We start from the raw sequence: 20,825 nt of genomic DNA on the forward strand, positions 1-20,825 counted from the left end.
CGCACCGGCCGGCCAGACCGGTGCGGGCGGCAGGTTCAGCGCGCGGCCTGTGCCGCTGCCGGGCGTGCTTTCCTGCAGGCCGAAGTCGCCAGCCGGGTGGTGCGCCGGGTTGGGCACCAGCCACACATGGGCCAGATCGTCGGACGCGGCAAAGGCCTGCGCCTGGGCCGCGTCAAAAACGAAGTCCGGCGCGTACACATCGCCCGCGGCCAGCCAGAACGCGGCGCCCAGCCGGGGCACGGCACGGGCAATGCCGCCAGCGGTTTCCAGGGCCTGGCCGAAGTCGTCCTGCTCGTGCGAGTACTGCAGCTGCAGGCCCTGGGCGGGCCAGACGGCATCCAGGTGCGCGGGGATCTGGGCGCCCAGCCAGGCGGTGTTGACCAGCACCTGGCGCACGCCATCGCGCTGCAGGGCCCCCAGGTGCCAGTCCAGCAGGGCACGGCCTTGCACCGTCAGCAAGGGTTTGGGGGTGGTGTCGGTCAGGGGGCGCATGCGCTCGCCGCGGCCGGCGGCCAGCAGCATGGCGGGAAGGGAGGCAAAAGTCATGGCGTAGCAGTTTTCTCTGGCGTGCGCAGGCACGCAGCAGCCCACACTGTAGGCGATGCAGGGGGCTATGTAATCGACTGGAAACCGCCGCCAGCCCACACCGGTAAAATCCCGCAATTCTTTGCACCAACACCAACCCCGGAGCCAATCTCCCATGGCAAACACCCCGATGATGGCCAACGCAATCCGTGCGCTGGCAATGGACGCCGTTCAACAAGCCAACTCCGGTCACCCCGGCGCCCCCATGGGCATGGCCGACATGGCCGTGGCGCTGTGGAGCCGCCACCTGCAGCACAACCCCGCCAACCCCCTGTGGGCCAACCGTGACCGCTTCATCCTGTCGAACGGCCACGGTTCGATGCTGATCTACGCGCTGCTGCACCTGAGCGGCTACGACCTGCCCCTGCAAGAGCTGAAGAACTTCCGCCAGCTGCACAGCAAGACCGCCGGCCACCCCGAAGTGGGCATCACCCCCGGCGTGGAAACCACCACCGGCCCCCTGGGTCAGGGCATCACCAATGCCGTGGGCTTCGCCCTGGCGGAAAAGCTGCTGGCCGCCGAGTTCAACCAGCCCAAGCACGCCATCGTCGACCACCACACCTTCGTGTTCATGGGTGACGGCTGCCTGATGGAAGGCATCAGCCACGAAGCCGCCGCCCTGGCCGGCGCCTGGAAGCTGAACAAGCTGATCGCCCTGTGGGACGACAACGGCATCTCCATCGACGGCCAGGTCACGCCCTGGTTCGGCGACGACACCCCCGCCCGCTTCGAAGCCTACGGCTGGAACGTGATCCGCGCCGTGGACGGCCACAACGTGGACGCCGTGGACGCTGCCATCGCCCTGGCCAAGAAGAGCAAGGACAAGCCCACGCTGATCTGCTGCAAGACCAGCATCGGCAAGGGCTCGCCCAACCGCGCCAACACCGCCAAGGCCCACGGCGAACCCCTGGGTGCCGACGAAATCGCCCTGACCCGCGCCGCCCTGGGCTGGACGCACGCGCCCTTCGAGATCCCCGCCGAGGTCTACGCCGACTGGGACGCCAAGGCGCCGGCCAGAAGGCCGAAGCCGCCTGGAACAAGAAGTTCGCCGCCTACGCCAAGGCCTTCCCCGCCCAGGCCGCCGAATTCACCCGCCGCATGGCCGGTGAGCTGCCCGCCAACTTCCTGCAGGTGGCCGCCCAGATCGCTTCCGACGCGCATGACGCCGGCGCCACCGTGGCCAGCCGCAAGGCCAGCCAGCTGGCCCTGGAAGGCCTGACCGCCGCCCTGCCCGAACTGCTGGGCGGCTCGGCCGACCTGACCGGCTCCAACCTGACCAACACCAAGTCCACCCCCGCCTTCCGCGTGGATGCCAAGGGCGCTGTGGTCAAGACCGAAGCCGGCCAGATCGGTCGCCACATCAACTACGGTGTGCGCGAATTCGGCATGGCCGCCATCATGAACGGCATTGCGCTGCACGGTGGCTTCATCCCCTACGCCGGCACCTTCCTGACCTTCTCCGACTACAGCCGCAACGCCATCCGCATGGCGGCGCTGATGAAGCAGCGCGTGGTGCACGTGTTCACGCACGACTCCATCGGCCTGGGCGAAGACGGCCCCACCCACCAGTCCATTGAGCACGCCGCCTCGCTGCGCCTGATCCCCGGCCTGGACGTGTGGCGCCCCGCCGACACCACGGAAACCGCCGTGGCCTGGACCGTGGCCCTGAGCCAGAAGCACAAGCCCACGGCCCTGCTGCTGAGCCGCCAGAACCTGGCCTACGCACCCAAGAGCGAAGACGCGCTGGACCACATCGCCAACGGCGCCTACGTGCTGTCCGAGCCCAAGGATGTGGGCCTGAAGGGCAAGGCCCAGGCCGTGATCATCGCCACCGGCTCCGAAGTGCAGCTGGCCCTGGCCGCGCAAAAGCAGCTGGCCGCCCAGAAGATTGCCGTGCGCGTGGTCTCCATGCCCAGCACCACCACCTTCGACAAGCAGGACGTGGCGTACAAGACCAGCGTGCTGCCCGCCGGCCTGCCCCGCATCGCCGTCGAAATGGGCGTGACCGACTTCTGGTGGAAGTACGGCTGCGCCGCCGTGGTGGGCATCGACACCTACGGTGAATCGGCCCCCGCACCCGTGCTGTTCAAGCACTTCGGCTTCACCGCCGAAAACGTGGCCGCCACCGTGATCGAGGCGATCCAGCGCAACAAGTAATCACGACTGAAACACCCGCCCACGCCTTGGCCGAGGCGGGTGTTTTACGTACAGTGACCCGGTTTTGTTTTCACATTCCATAGCAACGAGGCAACTATGACTATCAAGGTTGGCATCAACGGTTTTGGCCGCATCGGCCGCAACGTGCTGCGCTCTGCAGTGCAAAACTTCTCCGACATCGAGATCGTTGGCATCAACGACCTGCTGGAGCCCGACTACCTGGCCTACATGCTGAAGTACGACAGCGTGCACGGCCGTTTCGACGGTGAAGTCGCCGTGGAAGGCAACACCCTGATCGTCAACGGCAAGAAGATCCGCCTGACCCAGGAACGCGATCCCGCCGCCCTGAAGTGGAACGAAGTCGGCGCCGACATCGTGATCGAGTCCACCGGCCTGTTCCTGACCGACGAAACCGCCCGCAAGCACATCGCGGCCGGCGCCAAGAAGGTCATCATGTCGGCCCCTTCCAAGGACGCCACCCCCATGTTCGTGTTCGGCGTGAACGACAAGACCTATGCCGGCCAGGACGTGATCTCCAACGCCTCGTGCACCACCAACTGCCTGGCCCCCGTGGCCAAGGTGCTGAACGACAAGTGGGGCATCAAGCGCGGCCTGATGACCACCGTGCACGCTGCCACCGCCACGCAGAAGACCGTGGACGGCCCTTCCAACAAGGACTGGCGCGGCGGCCGTGGCATCCTGGAAAACATCATCCCCTCCAGCACCGGCGCTGCCAAGGCCGTGGGCGTGGTGATTCCTGAGCTGAACAAGAAGCTGACCGGCATGTCCTTCCGCGTGCCCACCTCCGACGTGTCCGTGGTCGACCTGACCGTGGAACTGAACGCCGAAGCATCCTACGAAGAAATCTGTGCCGAAATGAAGGCCCAGTCGCAAGGCGCGCTGAAGGGCGTGCTGGGTTACACCGAGGACAAGGTGGTGGCCACCGACTTCCGCGGCGAGACCTGCACCTCCGTGTTCGACGCCGAAGCCGGCATCGCCCTGGACAAGACCTTCGTCAAGGTCGTGGCCTGGTACGACAACGAGTGGGGCTACTCCAACAAGTGCCTGGAAATGGTGCGCGTGGTGGCCAAGTAATCTTCCGGATTACCTACCAAAATAGGCTCCAGCGCTTGCCCATCCAGCGCTGGCAGCTATGAAAAAAGCCAAGTCGATGACTTGGCTTTTTTGTGCCACGGCCCCCCGGGCCGGTGGCAGCGCCTCAGCGCAGGATGGCAATGCTGCCCTCGTCCACGTAGTACATGAACTCCTCGCGTGCCAGCGTCACCGTGACCGGCTGGCCCTCGCTGGTCCAGGACACCACCATGCTGGCCAGGGCCACGTCCACCTGCACTTCCTGCCCTTGGGGGATATCGTCCAGCGGGCCATCGCCCACGCGGTGCTGGACCCGGCCTTCGATGCGTGCCTGAAAGCGTTCGGGCAACTGGGTGATGGCGTCGGTCTCTGGGATTGTTGTCATAGGTTCCTCCTAGTTTGCGGGGCGCGGCCGTGGCCGGCGCTGGGCCTGCCATCTGAACATGCCGCACGCGCCCTGTCTGTCAGCCAGGTGGCCGTATCACCGCCCCGGCCGCAGGAACCCAGGGTCGTTGATGCACCGTTTTGGATGCATGTTTTCGCACTGTTTCAGTGCGATATGCGATAAAAACCACTGATCTATGCAATTTATTCATTTTCATGCGATTAATTTAGGCAAATACACACAAAAAGCACCTTAAAAGTGCAATTGCACGGTATCTATGCACAAATGCGGTGCAACCCATGCGCGCGGCTTTCATAATCCCTGGCAATGCCCCGTAGCGCCCCCGGCCCTGCGACCGGGCACACGGCCCCGCCATCCGGGCCCTGCACGCCGCCTGTCCGGGCGGCGTTTGCACGTCTGGCGGGTCGGCACGCCATTCAACGAGAGAGCCACACCGCCATGCGTCAGGAACACGACTTTTTGGGTCCCAAGGACATCCCCGACCACGCCTACTGGGGCGTGCACTCCGCCCGTGCGGTGGAGAACTTCCCCATCACCGGCCACACCGTGGCACAGATGCCGGCCCTGGTGCGCGCCCTGGCGCATGTGAAGCAGGCCGCGGCCGCCGCCAACCTGCGCCTGGGCGTGATCAGCCAGACACAGGCGGATGCGATTGCCCAGGCCTGCCAGCGCCTGATCGCCGGCCAGCACCATGAGCAGTTCGTGGTGGACGTGATCCAGGGCGGGGCCGGCACCTCGACCAACATGAACGCCAATGAGGTGATCGCCAACCTGGCGCTGGAAATCCTGGGCCTGCCCAAGGGCCGCTACGACGTGATCCACCCCAACGACCACGTCAACGCCTCGCAGTCCACCAACGATGCCTACCCCACGGCGGTCAAGCTGGCCACCTACTTCGGCATCCAGGACCTGCTGGCGGCACTGGCCGCGCTGCGCGGCGCCTTCCAGGCCAAGGCCGGGGAGTTCGCCCACATCCTCAAGATCGGCCGCACGCAGCTGCAGGATGCCGTGCCCATGACGCTGGGCCAAGAGTTCACGGCCTTTGCCCAGATGATTGCCGACGATGAACAGCGCCTGCGCGAATCGGCCACCCTGATGTGCGAGATCAACCTCGGCGGCACCGCCATCGGCACCGGCATCAACGCCCCCGTGGGCTATGTGGACGTGGTGGTGCCCACGCTGGCCGCGCTGTCCGGCGTGCCCGTGGTCAAAGCGCGCGACCTGATCGCCGCCACCGGCGACACCGGCGCCTTTGCCGACATCTCCGGCATCCTCAAGCGCATCGCCGTCAAGCTGTCCAAGATCAGCAACGACCTGCGCCTGCTGTCCTCCGGCCCGCAGGCCGGCGTGGGCGACATCCGCCTGCCCGCACGCCAGGCCGGCTCGTCCATCATGCCGGGCAAGGTCAACCCGGTGATCCCGGAAGTGGTGAACCAGGTCTGCTTCGAGGTCATCGGCCATGACGCGGCCATCACCATGGCCGTGGAAGGCGGGCAGCTACAGCTCAACGCCTTCGAGCCGCTGATGGCCTGGGCCCTGCACCAGAGCCTGAGCCACCTGGGCCGCGCCTGCCACACCCTGCAGCGCAACTGCGTCGAGGGCATCGAGGCCAACACCGCCCTGCTGGACGCGCGCATCCACGAGTCGGTGACGCTGGTGACCGCCCTCAACCCCCTGATCGGCTACGAGAAGGCCGCCCAGATCGCCAAGACGGCGATGGCCTCGGGCAAGCCCATCGCCCTGGTGGCCGAGGAGCTGGGCATCATGGACCAGGCGCAGATGCGCGCGCTGCTGGTGGCCGACAAGCTGACCACGCCTGGCGCGCTGACGGCCACGGCGGCCTGAACCAGACGGCCCCGCAGGCCGGCCCTGCGCGGGCCCGGCCCATGAAAAAAGCCATGGCCTCTCGGCCATGGCTTTGGGGTACAGAAACTGTCGGTGGAGGCGTGGGAATCAGCCGTTGGTGCCGGTGGCCGCGTCGTCCACCCCGCGCACGCTTTCACGGCCGTTCTTGTCGCGCAGCTTGTCCAGATCGGCTTCCACGGTGCGGCGCAGCTTTTCCAGCGCGGCATTGAATGCGTCCTTGACCTTTTCCGCCTCGGCATTCACGGCCACCGGGGGACGGCCGTTGGCCCGGGTTTCCAGCACGCACTTCTTGCCCGGGCCGCCCGTGGCTTTCAGGGCGTCCACCCCGGTCAGGAACACCTCGACGCGCACCACATGCTCCTTGAGCCGGGCCAGTTTGGTGTTGATTTCCTCATGGGCCCATGTCTCCAGCGAATCGCCACCCTGGATGGTTGCGTCGGTATGGACTTGTACTTGCATGCATCTCTCCTTATCACCAAATGCCGTGCCGTTGATCGCACGGCGGGTTTTGCTGAGGCCAGCGGAAATCAGGTTGCTGCACACATCCTAGCAGCGCTGCAGCCACCTACCGCCCGACAACCACAGTGTGGGGTCAAAAACTGCCGCCGCAAGTCAGTCCAGGGCGCCTGATTGACCCGGATCAACCCGACCACTGCCGCCGCGACGTCAGCCCATCGCCACATGCCGGCCCGATCGCGGGGCCGGATACACTCAAAATATATAGCACGCTTAATAGTCTGGATAAGGCCATCACCCGGTGTTCTGCGGCAGTTGCGGCAGCTCTCCTACATGACAAAACCCGGGGACGCGGTTACAAACCCAAGCATCGCCATCCCTGCCGTGCCTGTCGCCATGTCCCCTCCTGCCTCACGCCGCCTCAAGATCGGGCTGTCCGCCTGCTTCTCCCACGCCGACGCCAGCCGCCCACTGTTCACCGGCAAGACCCTGCAGTACGTGGAGCAGTCGATCGCGCACTGGATCATGTCCTCGGGCGCGATGGTGGTGATGGTGCCTTGCCCCATGGGCGAGACCGCCAAGGGCGATGTGACCCTGGCGCATTACGCGGAGTGGCTGGACGGCGTGGTCATGCACGGCGGCGCCGATGTCTGGCCTGGCAGCTATGGCGAGGAGCCGCTGCGCCCCGAATGGCTGGGCGACCGCGTGCGCGACCTGTACGACCTGGCCGTGGTCGAGGCCTTCAGCCAGGCGGGCAAGCCCATCTTCGGGGTGTGCCGCGGGCTGCAGCTGATCAACGTGGCCTTTGGCGGCACGCTGTACCAGGACATCCTGACCCAGGTGCCGGGCGCGCAGATGCACCGCAATGCCACCACCTACGACCGGCACCAGCACGACATCCACATCGTCAAGGGCTCGCGCCTGGCCCAGCTCTACCCCAACACCTACATGGCGCGGGTCAACAGCATCCACCACCAGGGCATCAAGGACGTGGCGCCCGGCTTCGAGGTGGAGGCCTGGAGCGTGCCCGACCACATCCCCGAGGCCATCTACCGCCGGGCCCCGGGCCAGAGCTACATCGCCGCCACGCAGTGGCACCCGGAGTTTCATCACCCGGACAGCCCCATCATCGACAGCAGCGTGCTGCTGGGCGACTTTCTGAGCGCCTGCCAGCGCGCCAAGTTCCAGCCCGCGGTGGGTCACAGCCCGTTCCGCATCCGCGACCGCGCCGCGCGCCTGCTGCGCCGGGCACTGCTGCGCAGGCGCTAAAAAAAGGAGCGGTTCGCGCCCGTCCTTCGGTGGTCTTGCATGCAAAACGTAGCAAAAACCAGTAAACACGCGCGCTGACCGCTCACTTTTTCACCAGTCGCACCGCAGCGGGGCCGCCGCCCCGTCGCTCAGGCGCTGTCGCCCACAAGGGCCTGAGGGGCACGCGCCGCCGCGCGGCGGGCGCGGCGCTTGCGCTCCCAGATGACGATGCCGGTGACCGACAGCATCACCACCATCAGCCCCATGACCGACATCAGGATGCGCCCGGGCAGGCCCAGGATGCGGCCGGAGTGCAGGGGCAGCTGCAGCTGCACGAAGACATCGGCCGCCGTGCCATGCCAGGGACGGTGCTGGCCCAGTACCGCACCGTCCTCGGCGCTGACGTAGAGGTTCGACAGCCCCATGCCCTGCGCGCCCAGCTCGTTGCTGGGGTCGAAGAAAGAGACGTTGTAGAACGGAAAGTCGCCGCCATACCAGATGCCCCCGGGCGGGTGCTCGAAGCCCTGGCGCTCGCCTTCGGCGCGCGCGATGTCGATCGCCTGGGCGAACGAGATCTTGGGCTCGATGAAGCTGCCGAACGGTGCGGGCGTCAGCGTCTCGTAGGGGCCCGGCGTGGTGGTCGAGATCTGGCGCATCACCGGGTAGAACACCTCGCGGTACAGGTTCAGCGAGAACGAGGTGAAGGACACCACGATGATGATCAGCCAGACCCACAGCCCCCCGGCCCGGTGCAGGTCGAAGTTGAGTTTGTAGCCGCCGGCACGCCAGCGCACCACCCACGCGGGCTGCCAGCGGGCCCACCACGAGCGCGCCGGCGCGGGTGCCGCACGCGCACTGCGCACGGCCGCCAAGCGGCGCGGCAGCGTCAGGTACAGGGCCACGAAGCTGTCGATCAGCCACATCAGCGCCACGCCCCCCATCAGCCAGAAGCCCCAGCGGTCGCTGCCCCAGAAGGCAGGCATGTGCAGGCTTTCGTGCAGGTGGCGCAGCCAGGGCATGAGGTTGCGCTGGCTCAGCACCAGACTCTTGGAGTTGCGCTGGCCCGTCACCTGGGCGGTCACGGGGTCGACGAACACGTTGTTGTAGCCCAGGGCGTAGGGCGCACCGGTCGCCGGGTCCTTGCGCGGACGCACCAGGAACGAGGCGGCATGGCCTTCCTCCAGCCCCAGGGTCATGTACGACACCTCGGCGCGCGGATCGTGCGCCTCCACGGCCGCGGCCAGCACCAGCGGGTCCTGCAGCGCGCCCGGCCGGGCGTGTGCATGATGTCGGCGTTCAGCCACTCGTCGATCTCGTGGTCCCAGGAAATCACGGCGCCGGTGGCCCCGGCGACGATGAGGAACAGCGCCACCGTCAGGCCCAGCCAGCGGTGGACCACGGTCCAGAATTCACGCATGCGAGCCTAGCCTCAGAAGTCCACGCTGGCGCTGAGCGTGAAGGTGCGGGGCGCGCCCTGGACCAGGTAGCCGTTGGCGGCATAGCCCCCCACGGACGCCCAGTAGCGGCGGTCGGCCACGTTATCCACGCGGGCGTTCAGCGTGACCAGCTTGCCGCTGACCTCCATCAGGTAGCGCGCGCCCAGGTCCAGGCGGGTCCAGGCGGGCACGCGCAGGGTGTTGGCGGCGTTGGCATACTGCGCCCCGGTGTAGATGGCGCGGGCGTTGAGCGACAGGCCGTGCACGCCGGGCACATCCCACTCCGCACCCAGGTTGGCCTGGCTGCGCGGCACCCCCACCACACGGCGGCCGTCGTTGGCCTGGTTGGCGGTGGAGCGGTAGGTGGCGTCCAGCAGGGTCAGGCCCCCCAGCACCCGCAGGCCCTGGACCGGTTCACCAAACAGGTTGAATTCCAGGCCCCGGTTGCGCTGCTCGCCAAACACGCCATAGACGTTGTTCTCCACATAGGCGCTGGGCATGTCGGTGGTGAAGAAGGCGACGCTGCCGCCGATGCGGCCACCGTCGTACTTCAGACCCACTTCCTTCTGGCGCGAGACATAGGGCGCGAACACCTGCCCGGCGTTCAGCACCGGCTGGCCGCCACTGGTCGCGGGCGCCGTGCCGCCCTTGACCAGCCCTTCGATGTAATTGGCATACAGCGACAGATCCGGGCGCAGCTTGAACACGGCACCGGCCACCGGCGTCACGCGGCTTTTCTCGTACTGGCCCGAACTGGCACCCGTGGTGGCGTCAAAGCCTTCCACCTCGATGGTCTGGTGGCGCAGACCCAGCGTGAGGTGCAGGCGGTCGCCCATGAACCCCAGGGTGTCGGCCACGGCCAGGCTGGTGTTCTTGATGTGCTCGGTTTCACGCGGGCTGCCCAGGATGCCGCCAAAGCCGGTCAGGGGCGGCGGGGTCAGGGCCACGGGCTGGTAGATGTTGTTGCTCAGGCCGGTGCCATAGTTGTAGCCCCAGGCGTTGCGCTCACTGGAATCAAACAGGTTAAGCGACGCCACGACCGCGTGCGTGACGGCACCGGTGGCGAATTGGCCGCGCAGGCCCAGCTCGCCAGTCTGGATGTGGTTTTCGCGGGTGTTGTCAAAACGGTTGACTGTGACATCGCCCGCAGCGCTGGACAGCGTCAGGCCCGACAGGCGGTTGTCCTCCTTGCCACGGCGCATGCCCGCAGCGGCCCAGCCGGTCCATTGCGCGTTGAAGTCGAACTCACCGCGCACGGTGCCAAACAGGTCCCGGCTGTTGGAGTAGGTCCAGGGCTGGCCGTAGTTGGTGGCCGCGTCCGGCGCCTGGGGAATGGGCAGTGCGGCGCTGGGCGTGACGGCGGGGCGCGTGCCGCTCATGTTGTGCTCCTGCCAGCCCAGGTCGGCCGACAGGCGCGCACGGCGGCTGCGCCAGTCCAGGCCCAGCGATGCCACGGTGGTGCGGGCCTTCTCGTCATCCACGCCGGTGCCCCCGCTGCGGCGCGCCAGGTTAAGGCGCACGCCGGTGGCATTGTCGGGACCGAAGCGGCGCGACAGATCGGCCCCGGCATAGCTTTGCCCGCCACTGGCGCCGCCGACCGTGACCCGGTTGAGCGGCTCATTGCTAGCGCGCTTGGGCACCACGTTGATCAGCCCGCCCAGGCCACCACCGCTGACGCTACCGGCGCCCGCACCGCTCAAGAACGCGTTGGCGCCGCGAAACACCTCGACGCGCTCGACGAACTCGGTCGCCATGTACTGCCGCGGCACCAGACCGTACAGGCCGTTGTAGGCCACATCGTCCGAGTACAGGGTGAAGCCGCGCACGAAATAGGTCTGCTGGAAGTTGCCAAAGCCGCGCGCCTGGCGCACCCCGGCGTCATTGAGCAGCACGTCCCCCACGCTCTTGGCCTGCTGGTCCTGGATCAGGCTGCTGGTGTAGCTGGTGGCGGAGAACGGCACGTCCATCATGTCTTGCGTGCCCAGCACGCCCGCACGCGCACCGCGCGCCACTTGGCCGCCGGCAAACGGCTTGGACAGGCCTTCGGCCGAGGCATCGGCACTGGCTTCGACCGTGACGGTCTCCAGGGTGGCGGCAGCCTGGTTCTGCGCGGATGCGGCCGAACCCAGGGCCCAGAACGACAAAGCGACCGCAACCGGTCGCAGGGGGAAGGCAGGAGAATGCATGAACTGAAGTATTATTGAGAACTATTTTTATTTATACCACTCCAAGCACGCCTGCTGCCGGCAGGAGCCCCATTCGCAGTGGGGACTAACACACGCGCTCACCGATGGCACCGCGTCGGCATGGCAGTGCGCGCCCCTGGGATCAGGCGTGCCGTGGCGATATGCACTGGTCCGGTCCGTGCGCACCGCTCTGTGGCCTGCCCACCACCAACTCTCCCAGGCCCCAGCCAGCCCCCTGCACGGTGGGATCCATCCTTTTCAAGCCTTTTCGGCACCCAACCCTTGTCCAGCCTGCGCTAAACGCTCCTGTTTTTCGAGAAAACACCATAAAAAAACCGCCTGACGGCGGTTCTTCCTGCGGGGCGCAGCGGGCTCAATGGTGGTGGCCGTGGCCGCCGTGCACGTGGCGGTGCGCCACTTCCTCTTCCGAGGCGGCACGCACTTCGGTGATCTTGCAGCTGAAGCGCAGCGCCTTGCCGGCCAGGGGGTGGTTGCCGTCCAGCTGGACCACGGGGCCCTTGATCTTCACCACGTTGTAGATCTGGGGCAGGCCCTGGTCGTTGGTGCCGCGCAGCTGGCCGCCCACCTTCACGCCCGCGGGGAATTCGCCCTTGGGGATGGTGCGCTGCAGGCTGGGGTCGTGGGGGCCGAAGGCCTCGTCCACGCTCAGGTCCACGGTCAGCGACTCGCCCACGGCCTTGCCGTCCAGCGCGGCCTCGACCTTGGCAAACAGGTTGTCGTAGCCACCGTGCAGGTAGGCCACGTCGCCCTTGTCCAGCACAGCGCCGGCGATGCCGCCCTGCAGCAGTTCGTGGATCTTGTAGTTCAGCGTGACCGCCGTGTCTTGGGTGATGTTCATGTGCGTTGCCACAAAAAAGTGGCGGCCGGGCCGCCACGGTTGGAATGCGCTGCATTGTCCACCATCGCCCGCCTGCCCTGCAGGCACCGGGTGGGCATCACGTCAGGCGGATGCGGGCACTTCGTCCGCGGTCTGCCCCGGATGGCGCGCAAAACGGCGCGGCGTGGCGCCGTGCACCGGGGCCTGGCTGTCCCAGGGCCAGCCCCCGAACTGCGTGCGGCGGAAGTCCTGCATGGCCTGCATGATCTGCTGCTGCGTGTTCATCACGAAGGGGCCGTACTGCACCACGGGCTCACCCAGCGGGCGGCCCTGCAGCAGCAGCAGCTCGGCCACCTCGTCCCCGGTGTTGACCAGGACCAGGTCGCGCCCGGCCTCCACCTGCAGCGCGGCGTGCGCGCCCAGGTCCTCACCCTCCAGCTGCAGGGCGTCGCCCACAAACCAGTACAGCATGCGGCGGGTGGCCGCCCCTGCGGCCCGGGGCAGGGTCCAGCGGGCGCCGGGCTGCAGGCGAAGGGTCCAAATGGCGACATCGGCCTCGGCCTGGGAGGCCCAGGATTCGGGCGGCGGGGGCAACGGTGCTCCCGCCCCTGCCAGGGCGCCGGCGACCACGGTCACCGTGGTCTGGCGCCCGGCGGCATCGGTGTGCCGCAAGCGCGGGATGCGCTCGTTCCACAGCATGGTGAAGTGGGGCGGCACCATCTTCTGGCTGGCCGGCAGGTTCAGCCAGATCTGGAACAGCTCCAGCGGGTTGGACCGGTCGGTGTGCAGCAGCGGAAACATCTCCGAGTGCATGATGCCGGCGCCGGCCGTCACCCACTGCACGTCGCCGCCGCCAAAGCGCGCGGCCGCGCCCAGCGAATCGGCGTGGTCGATCAGGCCCTCGCGCACCAGGGTCACGGTTTCAAAGCCGCGGTGGGGGTGGCCCGGGAAGCCCGGCACATGGTCGCCGTGGTACATGGAAAAGCCGTCCTTGCCGCTGAAGTCGCTGCCCATGGGGCGGTCTTCCAGCTCAACGGCCTGCACGCCCAGGGCGCCGTCCCCGGCGGGGTAGGCGTCGTTGTGGTGGGCGCAGAACAGAAAGGGGTCGATGCACGGCCACTGGTTACCCAGGGGCAGGCGTTGAAGGATGGGGGATGCGGACATGGCCGTCGCTCCTGCTGGGTGCCGCCATCCCCGTCCCCTGCGGACGGGCAACACTGCGGCGTTGCACATGCTCCGAAGATAAGGGCGCGGGCCGCCCGCTCCAAGCACCGCCACTGCAACAGAGCGTTCCAGCAGCAAGACGGTGGCCACGCGGGCAAGCGCAGGACCACGGCCCGCAGCGGGTGCGCGGACTGCGGGGCCTCACCCCAGCCAGTGCGCGGCGGGCCCCTTCGCGCCGTGCTTAGGCCGCCGCGGCAGCCGGCACGCCCAGGCCGCGCTGCACGGCGGGGCGCGCCAGCCAGGCCTGCAGCACGCGCTGCACGTTGGCGTAGTCGGCCAGGCCCAGCAGGGCATCGGCCTCGTAGTTCACCGACAGGCAGCGCACCCAGGGCAGCACGGCGATGTCGGCGATCGTGTAGTCGGCGCCCAGGATCCAGTCGCGGCCCTGCAGGCGCGCATCCAGCACGCCCAGCAGGCGCTTGGCCTCGGTCACATAGCGCTGCAGCGGGCGCTTGTCCTCGAAATCCTTGCCGCCATAGCGCCAGAAGAAGCCCACCTGGCCGAACATGGGGCCGGCACCGCCCATCTGCCACATCAGCCACTGCAGGGCTTCATAGCGCCGCGCAGGGTCCTGGGGCAGGAGCTGGCCGGTTTTTTCGGCCAGATAGACCAGGATGGCGCCAGATTCGAACAGGCCCAGCGGCTGGCCGCCCGGGCCATTCGGGTCCCAGATGGCGGGAATCTTGTTGTTGGGGTTGAGCGCCAGGAATTCGGGCGTGAACTGGTCGCCGGCCTGGATGTCCACGCGGTGGGCTTCGTAGGGCAGACCCACCTCTTCCAGCATCACCGAGACCTTGATGCCATTCGGCGTGGGCAGCGAATACAGCTGCAGGCGCTGCGGGAACTGGGCCGGCCACTTGCCGCCGATGGGGTGTGCGTGGGATTGCTGCATCAAGTCGTACCTCCGTCCATGGGCCGGCCACCATGGCGGCCCGAGTCGTCCGATGGTAGCGGCGCCGGCAACAACACCGCGGCGCCTGCGGGCAAGGGCCTCAGGGCTTGGCCGCCGCGTCCTTGGCGACGATGGCCACGTCCAGCCCCTGCGGGGTCACGGTGATGGCCCCGGGCTGCAGGCCCAGGCTGTCGGCCAGCTGCAGCTCCTCGGGCTTGACGTGGTACAGCGCAAAGGCCTCCAGCGCCTGCGAGGCCAGGCGCGGGCCATAGGTGGAGACCATGTCGGCCACGGCGGGATCGGCGCCGTCGAACTGCAGGCTCAGCACCTCCACGCGGTGCGCGCGCACGGTGCGGTCCTGGGGTTCGTAGCGCAGGGCAAAGCGCACCTCCATGCGGCCGGCATAGCTCTGGCGCAGCGCGGGGCCGGACAGTTGCACGGGCAGGTGCGTCTGCAACTGGTTGCTGGCCGGCAGCAGCTGCAGGGCGGGGCGCTGCATTTCCAGCTGCAGCAGGCCGGCGACGGGGAAGCGTTTGGGGAATTGCTGCAGCAGGCCCTGCTCGAGCTGGGCCTGGCTGACGCTGATCTTGGTGGGCACGGCCTGGGAGCAGGCGCTGAGGGTCAAAGTCGTGGCGGCGGCAACGGCCAACAAAAAACGGCGGCGGGACATGGCGGGCTCGGTTGCAAGACCGCAGCCAGCCCGGACAGCGCGGGCAGCCGCAGCCTCAATTTGTATCAAAACAGCAGTAAACGCTGATCCATCCTGCGCTTGGCGCTCTTAATTTTGTGAAGTTTAGCGCAAGCCGCGGCGGGGTGCTGTCGCGCGCCGCTCAGCCTTCCAGGTAACGCTGGGCCAGGCGCTGGCGGGCCGCGGCGTCCACGCCCAGCACCTCGGCCAGGTAGCGGTCCATGCTGCCGGCGTGCTGCTCGGCCAGCACGAAGGCGCTGTCCAGAAACGGCATCTGCACACGCCACAGCACGTCCAGGATGTCCTGCGGCACGGACTGCGCGGCCTTGGCCGCCAGCTCGGCCGGGCGGCGGTAGAGTTGGTTGGTCAGCAGGTAGTCTTCGCGCACCGCCTCGCGCGACACGCCCAGCGCCAGCAGGATCAGCGCGGCGGCCCAGCCGGTGCGGTCCTTGCCGGCGGTGCAGTGGAACACCAGCGGCTGGTCGCTGTCCTGCAGCAGGCGGAACAGGCGGGCAAAGCGGTCGGCGTTGTCGATGACGAAGCTGCGGTAGGTGTCCTGCATCAGGCCCACGGTTTCGTCGGCGGTCAGGCGGTGGCCCTGCTGCACCAGGGCCAGGGCCCGCTGCACCACGGTGGGCTCGATGCCCAGCACCTGCTGCTCCAGGAACGGCCAGGCATAGCCCTGGCAGGCCCGCTCCTGCACCCCACGGAAGTCCACGGCCCGCGCCACACCCAGGGCCTGCAAGGCCTGCAGGTCGGCGGGGCTCAGGCCCGCCAGGTGGTCCGAGCGGAACAGCTTGCGCCAGCGCACGGTGCGCCCGTCGGCCCCCGCGTAGCCGCCCAGGTCACGGAAATTGGTCGTGCCGTCCAGGGCGATGCTGCGCGGCAGCGACACGGGGGTCAGGGGGGCCAGTTCCATGCGAACCACTCCTTCGGGCGAACGTTCAAGACAGGCCGCCAGGCGGCCACGCACACCGGCATGCTGCCGGCATTCCGGGTCCGGCGCATGCACCCGGGCGACAGCCTGTGCGCCCGGGACCTGCGCCGGCGCCGGCGCTCAGGCCTCGCCCTGGCTGTGCAGGTGCTGGCCGACGATGCCGGTCAGCTCGAACATGTTGATCCGGTCCTTGCCGAACACGGGCAACAGCTTGGCATCGGCGACGATGACACGCTTGTCCTTGGGGTCTTGCAGGTTGTGGGCCTTGACGTAGTCCCAGACCTTCTTGACCACCTCGGTGCGCGCCACGGCGCCGTCGCCGATCACGGCGGCCAGCGCGGCATCGGGCCGGTAGTTGGCGGCCGCGGGCTTGCGCGCCGCGGTCTTCTTGGCCGCAGGGGCCTTCTTGGCAGCGGGTGATTTTTTGGCTGCAGCGCTCGTCCTGGCTGCGCCAGCAGCTCCTGTTTTTGCTGCCGCCGTCTTGCGCGCCGGGTACTTGGACTCGCGCTGCTCGAACTCGAAGTTCACCTTGCCCGCTTCCTTGTCCCAGACCAGGAAGGCCTTGAAGGCACGGCGCGTGCGGTTGGAGACGAACTTCTCCAGCAGGTCGGTCTTGCCGGTGGCCAGCAGCTTGCCCATCTGCTCGCGCTCGATGGGCTGCTGCAGGATGATCTGGCCGCTCTTGAAGTCGCAGCTGGGCACGGCCTGCTGCGGCGTGGGCACGGCCTTGGCGCAGACGTAGTTGGCGCCATGCTCGAAGACGGGCGCACCGCACTTGGGGCAGGCGCCCAGGCTGTGCTGGTGGCTGAAGTCGACGATCTCGCCGGACTCCTCGTCCTTGTCGTCGCCGAAGTCGAATTCCAGCTTGAAGTTGCCGGCCTCCTCATCGCGCACGATGCCGACCTCGGCCACGAACGGCCAGCCGGCCTTGGAGCGGAAGCCCTCCAGCGGGCCGATGCGGCGGTCGCGCAGCAGCTGCTCGGCCTCGGCGGTCTCGAAGGTGCGGCCCGCGGGCGACTTGGTAAAGGAGAAGCCACAGCCCTCGCTGGTGCCGTGCACGCCGGTGCAGGCGTAGCGGCGGTAGTTTTCCTTGACGATGCCGCCGCAGTTCGGGCAGGGCGTGGCCAGCGTCGCGTAATCCCCGGGGATGGTATCGCGGTCGTATTCCTTGGCCTTCTTCACCATGCGCTCGGTCATGGCGGCAATTTCCTGCATGAAGGCGGCGCGCGACAGCGCGCCCTTTTCCATCTGCGACAGCTTGTACTCCCACTCGCCGGTCAGGTCGGCGCGGCACAGTTCGTCCACCTCCAGGCCGCGCAACAGCGTCATCAGCTGGAAGGCCTTGGCCGTGGGGATCAGCTCGCGGCCTTCGCGCAGCATGTACTTTTCGGTCAGCAGGCCTTCGATGATCGCCGCGCGCGTGGCGGGCGTGCCCAGGCCCTTTTCCTGCATGGCGCTGCGCAGCTCTTCGTCGTCGATCTGCTTGCCGGCGCTTTCCATGGCGCCCAGCAGCGTGGCTTCGGAGTAGCGCGCGGGCGGCTTGGTCTTCAGGCCCTTGGGCTGGGCATCGCTGGTGCGCGGCTGCTCGCCGGGCTGGACCGCCACCAGGGGCTGGCCCTTGTCGCCTTCCTTGGCATCCTCCACCTCGTTGGCGGCTTCCTTGCCGTAGATGGCCAGCCAGCCGGGTTTGACCAGCACCTTGCCCTCGGTCTTGAAGCTGTGCTGCTCGACCTTGCTGATGCGCGTGGTGACCTGGTATTCGGCGCTGGGGAAGAACACGGCCATGAAGCGGCGCACGACCAGGTCGTAGAGCTTCTGTTCGGCCTCGCTCAGGCCCGAAGGGGCCTGGGTGGTGGGGATGATGGCAAAGTGGTCCGAGACCTTGCTGTTGTCGAAGATGCGCTTGCTGGGCCGCACATAGCCCGCGCCGATGGCCTGCTGGGCAAATGGCTCCAGGTGGCGCATGCCGCTGTGGGCCAGCATCTCGAAGGTCTGCTTGGCCACGGGCACGTAATCCTCGGGCAGGGCGCGCGAATCGGTACGCGGGTAGGTCAGGGCCTTGTGGCGCTCGTACAGGCTTTGCGCCAGCGCCAGCGTGGTCTTGGCCGAGAAGCCGAACTTGCCGTTGGCCTCGCGCTGCAGGCTGGTCAGGTCGAACAGCAGGGGCGAGGCCTGGGTGGTGGGCTTGCTCTCTTCCGTGACGGTGGCGGGCTTGCCTTTGACCGCTGCGGCAATGGCTTGCGCTTCGGCAGCGCTCCACACGCGATCGGCCTTGGCTTCCGCGTCGTCGGTTTTCTTCCACTGGGGGTTGAACCACTTGCCCAGGTACTGGCCGGCCTGCGCGTCGAAGGTGCCATGCACTTCCCAGTAGTCACGGCTGACGAACTTGCGGATCTTGTCCTCGCGGTCCACCACCAGCGACAGCGTCGGCGTCTGCACACGGCCCACGGTGGTCAGGAAGAAGCCACCATCGCGCGAGTTGAAGGCCGTCATGGCGCGCGTGCCGTTGATGCCCACCAGCCAGTCGGCCTCGGAGCGGCTGCGCGCCGCATCGGCCAGGCCCTGCATCTGCTGCTCGCTGCGCAGCTTCTCGAAGCCTTCGCGGATGGCCTGCGGGGTCATCGACTGCAGCCACAGGCGCTGGATGGGCTTGCCCAGGCCGCCCTTGGCGCCGCCGGCGTACTGCTCGATCAAGCGGAAGATCAGTTCCCCTTCGCGGCCCGCGTCACAGGCGTTGATCAGTTGCGTCACATCCTTGCGCTTGGCCTGCTTGACCACGGCATTCAGGCGGCTCTTGGTCTTGTCCACGGGCTTGAGGTCGAAGCGCGGGGGGATCACCGGCAGGTTGGCAAAACTCCATTTGCCGCGTTTGACGTCGAACTCCTCGGGCGCCTGGATCTCCACCAGGTGGCCCACGGCACTGGTGACCACGAACTGCTCGTTCTCGAAATGGTCCTCGTGCTTGTCAAACTTGCCGTAGGCGGGCGTGAGGGCCCGCACGATGTCCTGTGCCACCGACGGTTTTTCCGCTATCACCAAGGTCTTTGTCATTGAGTGCTCTCGTCTTTTTGCAGCGGTGGGCGCCGCGCCGGGCAGCCACCGCTTCTACAATCCATCTTCACGCACGCGTGCGTGCGCATGCATGTGTGCGCGCATGTGCGCATGTGTGCCTATTTAAGTTATCAGAGATTCCAATGCCCAGCACTGCCAATCCCCCATCTCACGGCAAGCGCATCCAGGCGCGCCGCTCCGGCGTCCATGGCAAGGGCGTGTTCGCCGTGCAGGACATTGCGGCCGGCGAGACCATCATCGAGTACCGGGGCGAGGTCATCAGCTGGGACGAGGCACAGCGCCGCCACCCGCACGACCCCAGCCAGCCCAACCACACCTTCTACTTCCACGTGGACGAGGATGTGGTCATCGATGCGGCGCATGGCGGCAATTCGGCACGCTGGATCAACCACAGCTGCGCGCCCAACTGCTACACCGACGAACGCGGGGGGCGCATCTTCATCGTGGCGCTGCGCAACATTGCCGCCGGGGAAGAGCTGAACTACGACTACGGCCTGATCATCGAGGAGCGCTACACGCCCAAGCTCAAGGCCGAGTACGCCTGCTGGTGCGGCGCTCCCACCTGCCGCGGCACCATGCTGGCGCCCAAGCGCGGCTGGCGCCCGCCCATGCCCGAGGACTTCGCCGCGCAAGGAACCACCCCGTGAGCACCACCCCGACCCGCTGGCCCGCGGAAGACCTGTGGCTGGAGATCGCCCCGCGGCTGCCGGGTTTCACGGTGGAAGTGCTGCCCGAGATCGACTCCACCAACACCGAGCTGATGCGCCGCGCGCGCAGCGGCCAGGTCGACCCCATCGTGCTGGTCGCTGAATCGCAGACCGCCGGCCGCGGACGCCTGGGGCGCCAGTGGATCAACCAGCCCGGGGATTGCCTGATGTATTCGCTGGGCCTGATGCTGCAGCCCGCCGACTGGTCCGGCCTGTCCCTGGTGGTGGGACTGAGCATTGCCGAGTCGCTGCAGGCCGCGCCCGACGCCAGCGCCCCGCGCCTCGGCGTCAAGTGGCCCAACGACCTGTGGCTGTGGGACGGGCGCAAGCTGGCCGGCACCCTGATCGAAACCGCCAACGTGCCCGCCGACGTACTGGCCCCGGCCCATGGCAGCGGCCCCGGGCCGGCACGCTTTGTCATCCTCGGCACCGGCATCAACGTCTGCCCGCCACCGTCCCGCAGCGACGCCCTGCCCACCCCGGTCGCCTGCCTGCAGGACCTGGACCCGCGCTGGAGCGCCCCGCTGGCGCTGCAGCGATTGCTGCCACGGCTGGTGGAGGACGTGCTGCTGTTCGCCGACCACGGTCTGGCGCCATTCGTGAACCGCTTTGCACACCGCGACGTGCTGCGCGGTCGGGGCGTGCACCTCAGTGATGGCAGCCAGGGCGTGGCCGAAGGCATTGCCGCCGACGGCAGCCTGTTGCTGCGCACCCCCCAGGGACTGCGCCCCGTCATCAGCGGCGATGTCAGCGTGCGCCCGATCGACATGGCCTTGCCCACTGCCCGCCCCTAACCCACGGAGCTGCTGCCATGTTGCGTTTTGCCTTGCTTGTCTTGCTGCTGGCCAATGCGGGTTACCTGGCCTGGACCCAGGGCTGGATGGCGACCCTGGGCTGGACCCCGGCCGTGCAGTCCGAACCCCAGCGTCTGGCGCGCCAGGTGCGGCCCGACGTGCTCAGCGTGGTGCGCGAGCCCACCGTCACGGCGCCCCCTGCGCCTGCACCCCAGGCCGCCCCCGCAGCCCCAACACCGGC

15 protein-coding genes and 3 pseudogenes are annotated in these 20,825 nt (G+C 67.7%); 7 read left to right on the forward strand and 11 right to left on the reverse strand.

Translation table 11 applies throughout. The features are described from left to right. Positions 1–546 (reverse strand): sugar phosphate nucleotidyltransferase (locus tag SJH88_RS14265; protein WP_274754855.1); only part of this gene is annotated, 546 nt, incomplete at its 3' end. A 154-nt stretch (positions 547–700) separates the two neighbouring features. Here SJH88_RS14265 and tkt point away from each other — a divergent pair. Continuing rightward, positions 701–2,742 (forward strand): annotated as a pseudogene (gene tkt, locus SJH88_RS14270) (transketolase). Between the two features lie 96 nt (positions 2,743–2,838). Next, positions 2,839–3,837, forward strand: coding sequence for a type I glyceraldehyde-3-phosphate dehydrogenase (gap, locus tag SJH88_RS14275; protein ID WP_042415907.1), 999 nt, complete (start codon positions 2,839–2,841; stop codon positions 3,835–3,837). Between the two features lie 124 nt (positions 3,838–3,961). On the opposite strand, the gene SJH88_RS14280 is transcribed toward gap, so the two are convergent. Further along, complete coding sequence (locus tag SJH88_RS14280; RefSeq protein ID WP_042415910.1) at positions 3,962–4,219, reverse strand: hypothetical protein; 258 nt, start codon at positions 4,217–4,219, stop codon at positions 3,962–3,964. Positions 4,220–4,678: 459 nt separating this feature from the next. Between SJH88_RS14280 and SJH88_RS14285 the strand changes: the two genes are divergently transcribed. After that, positions 4,679–6,085, forward strand: coding sequence for an aspartate ammonia-lyase (locus SJH88_RS14285; protein WP_043378626.1), 1,407 nt, complete (start codon positions 4,679–4,681; stop codon positions 6,083–6,085). A 108-nt stretch (positions 6,086–6,193) separates the two neighbouring features. On the opposite strand, the gene SJH88_RS14290 is transcribed toward SJH88_RS14285, so the two are convergent. Continuing rightward, positions 6,194–6,565: an HPF/RaiA family ribosome-associated protein gene (locus tag SJH88_RS14290; RefSeq protein ID WP_042415921.1), complete on the reverse strand. Its 372-nt coding sequence runs from the start codon at positions 6,563–6,565 to the stop codon at positions 6,194–6,196. A gap of 393 nt (positions 6,566–6,958) precedes the next feature. Here SJH88_RS14290 and SJH88_RS14295 point away from each other — a divergent pair, with 393 nt between their 5' ends. After that, positions 6,959–7,831, forward strand: a complete 873-nt coding sequence (locus tag SJH88_RS14295; protein WP_274754856.1) for a gamma-glutamyl-gamma-aminobutyrate hydrolase family protein — start codon at positions 6,959–6,961, stop codon at positions 7,829–7,831. A gap of 128 nt (positions 7,832–7,959) precedes the next feature. Here SJH88_RS14295 and SJH88_RS14300 read toward each other — a convergent pair. The 8 genes and pseudogenes from SJH88_RS14300 to SJH88_RS14335 all read right to left on the reverse strand — a co-directional run bounded on the left by SJH88_RS14300 (position 7,960) and on the right by SJH88_RS14335 (position 19,062). Further along, positions 7,960–9,227 (reverse strand): annotated as a pseudogene (locus tag SJH88_RS14300) (PepSY-associated TM helix domain-containing protein). A 12-nt stretch (positions 9,228–9,239) separates the two neighbouring features. Then, complete coding sequence (locus tag SJH88_RS14305) at positions 9,240–11,432, reverse strand: TonB-dependent receptor (RefSeq protein ID WP_274754857.1); 2,193 nt, start codon at positions 11,430–11,432, stop codon at positions 9,240–9,242. Positions 11,433–11,805: 373 nt separating this feature from the next. Beyond that, complete coding sequence (locus SJH88_RS14310) at positions 11,806–12,291, reverse strand: FKBP-type peptidyl-prolyl cis-trans isomerase (protein ID WP_043378616.1); 486 nt, start codon at positions 12,289–12,291, stop codon at positions 11,806–11,808. 102 nt (positions 12,292–12,393) lie between these two features. After that, a complete protein-coding gene (locus tag SJH88_RS14315; RefSeq protein WP_274754858.1) occupies positions 12,394–13,434 on the reverse strand; it encodes a pirin family protein in 1,041 nt (346 codons plus the stop codon). Positions 13,435–13,675: 241 nt separating this feature from the next. After that, positions 13,676–14,386 (reverse strand): glutathione S-transferase N-terminal domain-containing protein, encoded by a 711-nt coding sequence (locus SJH88_RS14320; protein WP_043378610.1) that lies wholly within the window; start codon positions 14,384–14,386, stop codon positions 13,676–13,678. Between the two features lie 100 nt (positions 14,387–14,486). Next, positions 14,487–15,056, reverse strand: coding sequence for a DUF1439 domain-containing protein (locus SJH88_RS14325; protein WP_221214105.1), 570 nt, complete (start codon positions 15,054–15,056; stop codon positions 14,487–14,489). A 160-nt stretch (positions 15,057–15,216) separates the two neighbouring features. After that, positions 15,217–15,993 (reverse strand): tyrosine-protein phosphatase, encoded by a 777-nt coding sequence (locus SJH88_RS14330; RefSeq protein WP_274754859.1) that lies wholly within the window; start codon positions 15,991–15,993, stop codon positions 15,217–15,219. A gap of 138 nt (positions 15,994–16,131) precedes the next feature. Further along, positions 16,132–19,062 (reverse strand): DNA topoisomerase III, encoded by a 2,931-nt coding sequence (locus tag SJH88_RS14335; protein ID WP_274754860.1) that lies wholly within the window; start codon positions 19,060–19,062, stop codon positions 16,132–16,134. A gap of 143 nt (positions 19,063–19,205) precedes the next feature. Here SJH88_RS14335 and SJH88_RS14340 point away from each other — a divergent pair, with 143 nt between their 5' ends. The 3 genes and pseudogenes from SJH88_RS14340 to SJH88_RS14350 form a co-directional block, all read left to right on the forward strand. After that, positions 19,206–19,730 (forward strand): SET domain-containing protein, encoded by a 525-nt coding sequence (locus tag SJH88_RS14340; RefSeq protein WP_154163122.1) that lies wholly within the window; start codon positions 19,206–19,208, stop codon positions 19,728–19,730. After that, entirely contained in the window at positions 19,727–20,584 is an 858-nt protein-coding gene (locus SJH88_RS14345; RefSeq protein ID WP_274754861.1) for a biotin--[acetyl-CoA-carboxylase] ligase, read from the forward strand. The genes SJH88_RS14340 and SJH88_RS14345 overlap by 4 nt, the downstream gene beginning before the upstream one ends. Positions 20,585–20,601: 17 nt before the next feature. After that, positions 20,602–20,825, forward strand: a pseudogene (locus tag SJH88_RS14350) (SPOR domain-containing protein); the annotation flags it as partial.

Source organism: Comamonas sp. GCA5 (assembly GCF_036541385.1).
In the GTDB taxonomy this organism is placed as follows: Bacteria; Pseudomonadota; Gammaproteobacteria; order Burkholderiales; family Burkholderiaceae_C; genus Comamonas; species Comamonas aquatica.

Bases quoted from the DNA above. Each gene is read 5' to 3' on its own strand.
- gap (WP_042415907.1), top strand. From the start codon at position 2,839: ATGACTATCAAGGTTGGCATCAACGGTTTTGGCCGCATCGGCCGCAAC.
- SJH88_RS14280 (WP_042415910.1), bottom strand. From the start codon at position 4,219: ATGACAACAATCCCAGAGACCGACGCCATCACCCAGTTGCCCGAACGC.
- SJH88_RS14285 (WP_043378626.1), top strand. From the start codon at position 4,679: ATGCGTCAGGAACACGACTTTTTGGGTCCCAAGGACATCCCCGACCAC.
- SJH88_RS14290 (WP_042415921.1), bottom strand. From the start codon at position 6,565: ATGCAAGTACAAGTCCATACCGACGCAACCATCCAGGGTGGCGATTCG.
- SJH88_RS14295 (WP_274754856.1), top strand. From the start codon at position 6,959: ATGTCCCCTCCTGCCTCACGCCGCCTCAAGATCGGGCTGTCCGCCTGC.
- SJH88_RS14305 (WP_274754857.1), bottom strand. From the start codon at position 11,432: ATGCATTCTCCTGCCTTCCCCCTGCGACCGGTTGCGGTCGCTTTGTCG.
- SJH88_RS14310 (WP_043378616.1), bottom strand. From the start codon at position 12,291: ATGAACATCACCCAAGACACGGCGGTCACGCTGAACTACAAGATCCAC.
- SJH88_RS14315 (WP_274754858.1), bottom strand. From the start codon at position 13,434: ATGTCCGCATCCCCCATCCTTCAACGCCTGCCCCTGGGTAACCAGTGG.
- SJH88_RS14320 (WP_043378610.1), bottom strand. From the start codon at position 14,386: ATGCAGCAATCCCACGCACACCCCATCGGCGGCAAGTGGCCGGCCCAG.
- SJH88_RS14325 (WP_221214105.1), bottom strand. From the start codon at position 15,056: ATGTCCCGCCGCCGTTTTTTGTTGGCCGTTGCCGCCGCCACGACTTTG.
- SJH88_RS14330 (WP_274754859.1), bottom strand. From the start codon at position 15,993: ATGGAACTGGCCCCCCTGACCCCCGTGTCGCTGCCGCGCAGCATCGCC.
- SJH88_RS14335 (WP_274754860.1), bottom strand. From the start codon at position 19,062: ATGACAAAGACCTTGGTGATAGCGGAAAAACCGTCGGTGGCACAGGAC.
- SJH88_RS14340 (WP_154163122.1), top strand. From the start codon at position 19,206: ATGCCCAGCACTGCCAATCCCCCATCTCACGGCAAGCGCATCCAGGCG.